The organism is Agathobaculum sp. (assembly GCF_050946325.1).
Classification (GTDB): Bacteria; Bacillota; Clostridia; order Oscillospirales; family Butyricicoccaceae; genus Agathobaculum.
In genome coordinates this window covers 21,006-29,304 of the sequence record NZ_JBMNUP010000010.1, presented here as the reverse complement: position 1 = coordinate 29,304, position 8,299 = coordinate 21,006, and the positions used below count along the sequence as shown (strand labels likewise).

Sequence of the window (8,299 nt, the reverse complement as noted above, 5' to 3'; positions counted from 1 at the left end):
AAACTTTTTGGAATACCGCCCCCCGCCGTTGTACGGCAAAGGCGGTTCGGGACGCGCGTCCCGAAGCAGCGGTGCACAACCGAGGCAAAGCCCCGGTTTTGCGGGGGATTTTGATGCGGGCGCTGCGGCGCACCGCGCAAACGGCACCCGCCGTTTGTTCAAGATGGGAATATTGCGCGGAAGATGGAGGAAGAACAATACATGCTCCATCTTCCATTCTCCATTTTCAATTTGTACCCTGTCCTCAGAAAAGGAGGAAGTTTTTATGTCTACAAGAATCGACCGTATTTCGGAAGAAGTGATGAAGGCGCTGGCCGAGGCGATCCGCTCGGTCAAGGACCCGCGCGTGCAGGGCGCGATGGTTTCCGTCGTTCGCTGCGAGGTGACGAACGACCTGCGCTATGCCAAGTGCTATGTTTCCGTACTGGGCAGCGAGCAGCAGACAAAAGAGGTCATGAAGGGCCTGAAGTCTGCGGCCGGATGGCTGCGGCGCGAGGTTGGCCATAAGGTGCAGCTGCGTTATGCGCCCGAGCTGGTGTTTGAGCTGGATACTTCGATTACGCACGGCGCGCATATTTCGGCGCTTCTGCATGATTTGAAGCAGGAGGGCCGGCTTGGAGGGGAGGACGCGGAATGACGGTTGACGTACAGGGCGCCGCGTCTGCGCTGCTGCGGGAGAACGATATTCTGATTCTGACCCACCGCCGTCCGGACGGCGACACCACGGGCTGCGCAGGCGCGCTCTGCCGGGGACTGCGCCAGCTGGGCAAGCGGGCCTTTATTCTGGAGAATCCTGAAATTACCCGGCGGTACGCACCGATGATTGTGCCGTGCTATCCGGAGAGCGGTTTTGTGCCGCAGTTTATCGTTTCCACCGATATTGCGGAACAGAAGCTGTTTACAGATAATGCAAAGCAGTACGAGGATAAAATTGACCTTGTGATCGACCATCACCGCTCTAACGAGCTGTTTGGAAAGGAAAATCTGGTGCGGCCGGATGCAGGCGGCTGCGCGGAAGTGATTTATGATGTGCTGATGGCGATGGGCGTGCGCCTGACGCAGGATATTGCGGAGTGCGTGTATGTCGGCGTTTCGACCGACACGGGATGCTTCAAATTCTCCAATACGACCGCGCACAGCCATGCGGTTGCGGCGGCCTGCCTGTCGGCGGGGATTGACGGCGGCGAAATCAACCGCGCGCTGTTTGAAACCAAATCGCGCCCGCGGTTTGATATGGAGCGCATCATTTTTGAGACGATGGAGTTTCTGCACGAAGGGAAAATTGCGCTTGCCGTTCTGCGCCGCGCGGATATTACGCGCACGGGAGCGGATATGGACGATCTGGACTCCATCGCATCCCTGACCCGCCAGATCGAAGGCGTGCAGGTCGGCATTACGCTGACGGAAAACAGCGACGGCACCACCAAGGTCTCCGTGCGCACAACCAAAGAAGTGGACGCTTCGGCAATCTGCAAAAAATGCGGCGGCGGCGGTCACCTGCGCGCGGCAGGCGCGTCTTTTGGCGCGGAGCTGTCCACCGAAGAGGCGCGCGCGGCCATCCTGAAGGCGGCAGAGGAAGTATATGAACAGAGCGACGTCTGAGATAAACGGCATTCTGCTGATGAATAAGCCGCAGGGCTTTACCTCGCACGATGTGGTGGCCAAGCTGCGCGGCATTCTGCACACCCGCAAAATCGGCCACGGCGGCACGCTGGACCCGCTTGCAACAGGCGTGCTGCCTGTGTTCGTCGGCGGGGCGACCAAGGCGGCGGATTTTGCCGCGGCACAGGATAAGGAATATGTGGCAGGCTTTACGCTGGGCCTGTGTACGGACACGCAGGACGTGACCGGTCGAACGCTGCGCACCAGCGAAAAGAAGGTCTGCCGCGCAGAGGCAGAGCGGGTTTTGGCCGGATTCCTCGGCCCGCAGAAGCAGGTGCCGCCCATGTATTCGGCGGTCAAGGTGAACGGCCGGAAGCTGTACGACCTTGCCCGCAAGGGGAAAGAAGTCGAGCGGCCGGCGCGCGATATCAACGTGTGCGCGCTGGAGCTGCTGGCATTTGACGAGACTGCGCGCAGGGGTAGCCTGCGGTGCGTGGTCAGCAAGGGTACTTATGTGCGCACGCTGGTCAGCGATTTTGGCGAAGCGCTGGGTTCGCTGGCCGTTATGCACAGTTTGGTGCGGACGCGCGCGGGCGCATATGCGCTGGAAAACTGCCGCACGTTTGACGAGGTGGAGCGCGCGATGGACGACGGCTCCATACAGGACCTTCTGCTGCCGACGGACAGCCTGTTTCCCGATTTTCCGGCGGTTATCCTGACGGATGAGGGCGCAGAGCGGATCGTGCGCGGCGCGGTCGTATTTCCGCGGCAGGCGCAGGGGCTGCCGGAACAGGAAAATGCACTGTGCAGGGTATATCATGGCGGCCGCTTTCTGATGCTCGGTCAGGTGCGCCGGCTGGATAAGGGCGGACTTGGCCTGTTTGTGTATAAAAATTTCCGATAAAGGCGGCGGAAAGCCGCGGCGCAGGGCGCTGCGCCGTGTGTTTGAGACCCGCTTTGCATTACAGTAGATTCAGGGGGAGACCACAATGCAGGGAATGCAAAAACCGCGCGTGATTGCGCTTGGATATTTTGACGGCGTGCATCTTGGCCACCGTGCGCTGATGGAAAAAGCGGTCGAGCGGGCGCGTCAAATTGGTGGAACCAGCGCGGTGTTTACCTTTGACGTGCATCCGGATTCGGTCGTTCTGGGGCGGCAGGTGCCGCTGATTACGGCAAACGCCTACCGGCGGGAGGAAATTCGGCTGCTCGGCGGCGTGGACGAGGTCATCTTCGGCCATTTTGACGAGCGCATGCAGCACATGGACTGGCGCGATTTTATCCACAAGATGCTGATCGGCCAGTTTGGCGCAGGATGGATTATCTCCGGCCGAAACAACCGCTTTGGCTACAAGGGCCTGGGCAATGCCGAGGGCATGGCGGCCGAGTGCAAAAAGGCAGGCATTGGCTATGACTGCATTGAAGACGTCAAGGTGGACGGTATTGTTGTTTCTTCCACCTATATTCGCCAGCTCATTTCGCAGGGGGATATGGAGGGCGCGGCGCGCTTTCTCGGTCATCCCTATACGGTAACCGGCGTGGTGGAACACGGCCGCAGAGTGGGCACCAGCGTTTTGCAGGTGCCGACGGTGAACCTGGCGCTGCCGCCGGAGATGGCGCTGCCGCCCTACGGGGTTTACGCTACCCGCGTGCTGGTGGACGGAAGAAGCCACATTGCGGCGACCAACATCGGCGTCAAGCCCACCTTCAGGGACGGCGGCGCGCCGACGATTGAGCCGCACCTGCTGGACTTTGCGGGAGATTTGTACGGCAAGATGATTCATGTGGAGCTGCACAAGTTCCTGCGTCCGGAAATGCGCTTTGATTCGACCGACGCGCTCAAGGCTGCGATTGCGCAGAATGTCCGGCAGACAAGGGAATATTTCGCAAAGTGAAAAAGGCGCGCGCAGTTTGTTGAAAATGTGTTTTACAAACGCTTATCAGCCATACGCGCGGCAGCGCGCATGCAATAGCATTTGCAGCGCAAATGTATAAAAAGTCAGGACATGCGCCTGACTTTTTATACTTCGAGAGAGAAAAAGGTTCCGTCTGGGAACTTTTTCTCGTCTGTGTTTGGCGAAGCCAAAACACAGATTGTCGGAAAAACGCAAGTTTTTCGACAGTCTCCGCGCGCCCGCAGGCGCGCGCTTTTTTTCATCCGAATACGCGCAGGGCAGCAACGGCCCTGCATAAAAATTTTTTCGTAAAATCAGAACATTTCAGATCTCTCTGTCGTGTTGCTTACAGAAAGGAGGAGAGAGCACCGTGCAAACAAACCTGCGATCCGACGCATTCCTGTGCGAGGCGATGGATACCTGCGGTGACGCGGTATACCGTCTGGCGCTGTGCCGGCTGGGCAGCCGGACGGATGCGGAGGACGTATATCAGGAGGTGTTTCTCCGTCTGCTGCGGGATACGACGGATTTCCGCGATGCGGAGCACCTGAAAGCGTGGCTGCTGCGGGTAACGATCAGCCGCTGCACCGACCTGCGCCGTTCGGCGTGGTTCCGGCGCACTGCGCCGCTGGAGGCCGCACCCGATGCCGCCGCACCCGAACCGGACGACCACAGCGCGCTGTGGCAGGCGGTGTATGCACTGCCGCCGGATCTGCGCACCGTCGTTCATCTGCACTATGTGGAGGGGTACGATACCGCAGAGATCGCCGCAATGGCCGGCTGCCGGCCGGCGACCGTGCGCACACGGCTGCACCGTGCGCGTAAGCAACTGAAACTGGACTTGGAGGGATCTGACGATGAACAAAAAGACAATGGACGAACTGAACCGGATGCAGAACGAAAAAGCGCCCGAGGAACTCAAGCAGCGCACCTTGGCGGCGGCGCGTGAAGTACGCCGCGCCGCACAGCAGGACGCGCCGCAGCATTTGCAGGCGAAGCCGCGCCGCCGTCTCGGCATGGCGCAGCGGATTTTGGCAGCGGCGTGCGCGTTCGGCGTGATCGTCGGCGGCACGGCGGTATGGCAGGCGCGCGGCAGCGGACAGCCGGCGGCGGATGTGCTGGCCGGTGCGGTGGCGAATTCGTTCGGCATCGTGGCGTATGCTGCGGATACGGGCGAGACCATGCAGCCCAAAGGCAGCAAGATCGTGTTCGATAACGGGTCGGGCGTGAATGATCTGGAAAAGGGCTTTTTCTCCGGCTGCCTGTTTAAGGTGACGGGCGACAACATCGCGGAGGTCAGCGCGTCGATCGACAAGGGCGGCCTGTACCGCGCAAAGCAGATTGAGGTAGCGCACGACGATGTGGCGGGGCTGCATCAGGGCACCGACCCGCGGCTGAACGGCGCGGATATGGTCGGCGTAAGCGGCCTGCCGGAGCGCAACCAGTGGTGGGCAGACCTGGGCTGGAAGCTGGGCGCCAGCTTTGAAGAGGCCTACGACGCGGACGCCAGCTACGGCTTCTGGGACGCGCCTGCGCAGAACGAGGAGGACGAAGATCTGCAGGCAGCATGGCACAGCCGTGTGGATGCGTTCGAGGGCGCGAAGCTGACCGTTACCGTTACCTTTACGGACGGCACGACCGACACCCAGACCCTTACCCTGCACACCGGAAAGCTTGCGGTCGAATATCCGGACGATCCGGATGACCTGAGCGGCCCGCGCTACACCGGCGAGGTGCTCACCGACGAGCAGGCCGCAACCCGCGGTTATCTGTACGGCGTTTACGCGGAAATTGCATAACAGGATGTTATTATCCCCTGATTTTTTGCAGTCAGGGGATAATTTTTTGTGAAAAAAGGCACAAACGCTTGAAAAAAAAGCGGAAATCGCATAAAATAGAAAAGTACTTTTGCAAAAATGGGGAAGATTTATGCTGCATATTGTTCTGGTCGAGCCGGAGATCCCGCAGAACACAGGTAACATCGCCCGCACCTGCGCGGCGACGGGCTGTGTGCTGCATCTGGTCGAGCCGCTCGGCTTTGCGATTGACGATAAGCGGATGAAACGCGCAGGGCTGGATTACTGGCACCTGCTCGATGTCCGCATGTATAAGAGCCTGGACGAATTTTTTGAAAAAAATCCGGACGGGCGGTATTTTTATGCCACCACCAAAGCGCCGCATGCCTATCACGAGGCCGAATATCGCGATGGGGACTATCTCATGTTCGGCAAGGAGACAAAGGGACTGCCGGAAAGCCTGCTGGTCGCGCATCCGGAGCGCTGTGTGCGCATCCCGATGCGCGAGGGGGCGCGGAGCCTCAATCTGTCCAATTCGGTGGCGGTTCTTGTGTTTGAAGCGCTGCGGCAGACCGGATTTGAAAACCTGAAGCTCGCGGGCCCGTTCCCACAACCATAAAAGGAGAAGATGATGGAAAAAATTCATATTTTAACCGATTCCTCGGCGGATATTCCGGAGGCGCAGATTCAGGCGCACGGAATCGAAGTGGTTCCGATTACGCTGACCCATCAGGGGCGCACGTTCCGTGAATACTATGACGTGACGGCGGAAGAATACTGGAAGCTGCTCGAGACGAGCAGCGAAGTGCCTGCGACCTCCATGGTTACGCCGGCGCAGTTTCTGGATTCCTACCGCCGCGCGTTTGAGCGCGGCTGCACCCACCTGCTTGCCGTGCTGATCAACGGCAAGGGGTCGGGCACCTGTCAGGCGGCCTGCCTGGCGCGCGGCATGTTTGAGGAAGAGTACGGCAGCGTGATGCGCATCGAAGTCGTCGATTCGGAAACCTATACTTACATCTATGGGCATGTTGTGGTGCTGGCTGCGGAACTGCGCGATGCGGGGGACAGCTTTGAGGCGATTTTGAGCGTCGTCAGGAGCCGCTTGAATCGGGTGGAGGCGTTTCTGGGCGTGTACAGCCTGAAACATCTGAAGAAATCCGGCCGTATTTCGGGCGGTGCGGCCTTTGTGGGGGAGGCGCTCGGCCTCAAGCCCATCAGCCATGTGTATGACGGCGGCGTGCAGGTATGCGATAAGGTGCGCGGAGAAAAAGCGCTGGTATCCGGTCTGATCAAAAAAGCCTCTGCCCGCGTGGTGCAGCCGGAAAAACAGACGGCGATTCTGCTCTACGGCGACGTGCCCGCCGCGCGGATTGAGGAGCTGGAAAAGCGGCTTTTGACCGAAATCGGCTTCCGCGGGGTTGTCCGCTGTCCCATCGGTGCGTCGGTCATCACCAACACCGGTCCGCAGGCGCTGGCGGTAGCATATTACGGCGCGCCGCGCAAATGATTCCTATTGGGCATTGTGTTTAATTTTTCACAAGTATTTCCGCTAAAACGCAAATAATCTATAAAAGATTCCGGAAAAGGGAGCTTTTTTGTAAATTTGCTTGCGTAATATCGGAAAAACGAGTATAATTTTGTCTTGGAAGCGGAATTCTTGAAGGGAAGGCCGCGATCCTCTGTATCGTTAATTTTATATCTTGAAGGAGAGGTATATTATGCAGTACAACAAGAAGAGCGTCGAAGATATTGACGTAAACGGCAAGAAGGTCATTGTCCGCTGCGATTTTAATGTTCCGCAGGACGAAAACGGCCAGATTACAGACGATAAGCGCATCCGCGCATCGCTGGAGACGATTAAATACCTGCTCGGCCACAATGCGGCCGTTATTCTGTGTTCTCACCTCGGCCGTCCGAAGGGCGAGTTCAACATGAAGTATTCGCTGGCTCCTGTTGCAGAGCGTCTTTCTGAGCTGCTCGGCCAGCAGGTAAAGCTTGCCAAGGATGTTGTGGGCGAAGATGCCAAGCGTCTGGCCGCTGAGGTAAAGCCGGGCGAGGCTATTCTGCTGGAAAATGTTCGCTTTGAAAAGGGCGAGGAAAAGAACAACCCCGAACTGGCCAAGGAAATGGCATCCCTGGCAGAAATCTATGTCAACGATGCCTTCGGCACGGCGCACCGTGCGCACGCTTCGACCGCCGGTATTGCGGATTACCTGCCGGCTGTCTGCGGCTTCCTGATCAACAAGGAAATTTCCATCATGGGCAAGGCGCTGTCCGATCCCGCCCGTCCGTTTGTTGCCATTCTGGGCGGCGCGAAGGTTTCGGATAAGATCAACGTCATCAACAACCTGATCGACAAGTGCGATACCGTTATCATCGGCGGCGGCATGGCGTACACCTTCTCCAAGGCGCAGGGCGGCGAAATCGGCACCTCGCTGTGCGAGGAGGATAAGCTGGAGCTGGCGCTCGGCCTGATCAAAAAGGCGGAAGACAAGGGCGTGAAGCTGCTGCTGCCGGTTGATACCGTTTGCGGCGACCACTTCGGCGCGGACGCGGAACCCGTTGTATATGAAGCGGGCAAGCTGCCGGAGAACATGATGGGTCTGGATATCGGTCCGAAGACGGTGGAGAAGTTCTCTGAGGCCGTCAAGGACGCCGGCACGGTTGTCTGGAATGGCCCGATGGGCGTGTTTGAGTTTGACGCTTTCGCAGTTGGCACCAAGGCGGTTGCCAAGGCGATTGCAGGCAGCAAGGCAGTTTCCATCATTGGCGGCGGCGACTCTGCCGCAGCGGTTGAGAAGCTGGGCTTTGCTGATAAGATGACCCATATCTCCACCGGCGGCGGCGCGTCGCTGGAGTTCCTGGAGGGTCTGGAACTGCCGGGCATTGCCTGCCTGGAGGATAAGTAAGCTTCCGCTTGCGGCCGCAGGGCGCAGCGGAAGAACAGTTCGGACTTTTCGGTCCGGACATGGGCGGGCAAAATGCCGGATAAGCGGCATTTTGCCT

The 8,299-nt window shown here is 58.7% G+C and carries 10 protein-coding genes; 9 read left to right on the top strand and 1 reads right to left on the bottom strand.

The genetic code is table 11. The annotated features are described in order from the left end of the window. Positions 1-217 (bottom strand): hypothetical protein (locus ACOYIE_RS02135; protein WP_433410384.1); only part of this gene is annotated, 217 nt, incomplete at its 3' end. A gap of 48 nt (positions 218-265) precedes the next feature. Between ACOYIE_RS02135 and rbfA the strand changes: the two genes are divergently transcribed. From rbfA to ACOYIE_RS02090, 9 genes are all read left to right on the top strand, one after another. After that, positions 266-637 (top strand): 30S ribosome-binding factor RbfA, encoded by a 372-nt coding sequence (gene rbfA, locus ACOYIE_RS02130; protein WP_433410382.1) that lies wholly within the window; start codon positions 266-268, stop codon positions 635-637. After that, on the top strand, positions 634-1,602 hold the full coding sequence (locus ACOYIE_RS02125; protein ID WP_433410380.1) for a DHH family phosphoesterase: 969 nt from the start codon (positions 634-636) through the stop codon (positions 1,600-1,602). Before rbfA ends, ACOYIE_RS02125 begins: the two co-directional genes overlap by 4 nt. Continuing rightward, on the top strand, positions 1,583-2,506 hold the full coding sequence (truB, locus tag ACOYIE_RS02120; protein WP_433410378.1) for a tRNA pseudouridine(55) synthase TruB: 924 nt from the start codon (positions 1,583-1,585) through the stop codon (positions 2,504-2,506). The genes ACOYIE_RS02125 and truB overlap by 20 nt, the downstream gene beginning before the upstream one ends. Positions 2,507-2,591: 85 nt before the next feature. Continuing rightward, positions 2,592-3,497 (top strand): riboflavin biosynthesis protein RibF, encoded by a 906-nt coding sequence (ribF, locus tag ACOYIE_RS02115; protein WP_433410376.1) that lies wholly within the window; start codon positions 2,592-2,594, stop codon positions 3,495-3,497. 370 nt (positions 3,498-3,867) lie between these two features. After that, positions 3,868-4,446 (top strand): RNA polymerase sigma factor, encoded by a 579-nt coding sequence (locus ACOYIE_RS02110; protein WP_433410374.1) that lies wholly within the window; start codon positions 3,868-3,870, stop codon positions 4,444-4,446. Beyond that, the gene (locus ACOYIE_RS02105; RefSeq protein WP_433410372.1) at positions 4,355-5,296 is read left to right on the top strand and encodes a hypothetical protein; all 942 of its coding nucleotides are present in this window, start codon (positions 4,355-4,357) and stop codon (positions 5,294-5,296) included. The genes ACOYIE_RS02110 and ACOYIE_RS02105 overlap by 92 nt, the downstream gene beginning before the upstream one ends. A gap of 130 nt (positions 5,297-5,426) precedes the next feature. Continuing rightward, positions 5,427-5,912 carry a tRNA (uridine(34)/cytosine(34)/5-carboxymethylaminomethyluridine(34)-2'-O)-methyltransferase TrmL gene (trmL, locus tag ACOYIE_RS02100; RefSeq protein WP_433410370.1) on the top strand — a complete coding sequence of 162 codons (486 nt, stop codon included), beginning with the start codon at positions 5,427-5,429 and terminating at the stop codon, positions 5,910-5,912. Between the two features lie 12 nt (positions 5,913-5,924). Beyond that, the gene (locus tag ACOYIE_RS02095) at positions 5,925-6,800 is read left to right on the top strand and encodes a DegV family protein (protein WP_433410369.1); all 876 of its coding nucleotides are present in this window, start codon (positions 5,925-5,927) and stop codon (positions 6,798-6,800) included. 211 nt (positions 6,801-7,011) lie between these two features. Next, positions 7,012-8,202 carry a phosphoglycerate kinase gene (locus ACOYIE_RS02090; protein ID WP_433410368.1) on the top strand — a complete coding sequence of 397 codons (1,191 nt, stop codon included), beginning with the start codon at positions 7,012-7,014 and terminating at the stop codon, positions 8,200-8,202. Positions 8,203-8,299: the final 97 nt, after the last annotated feature.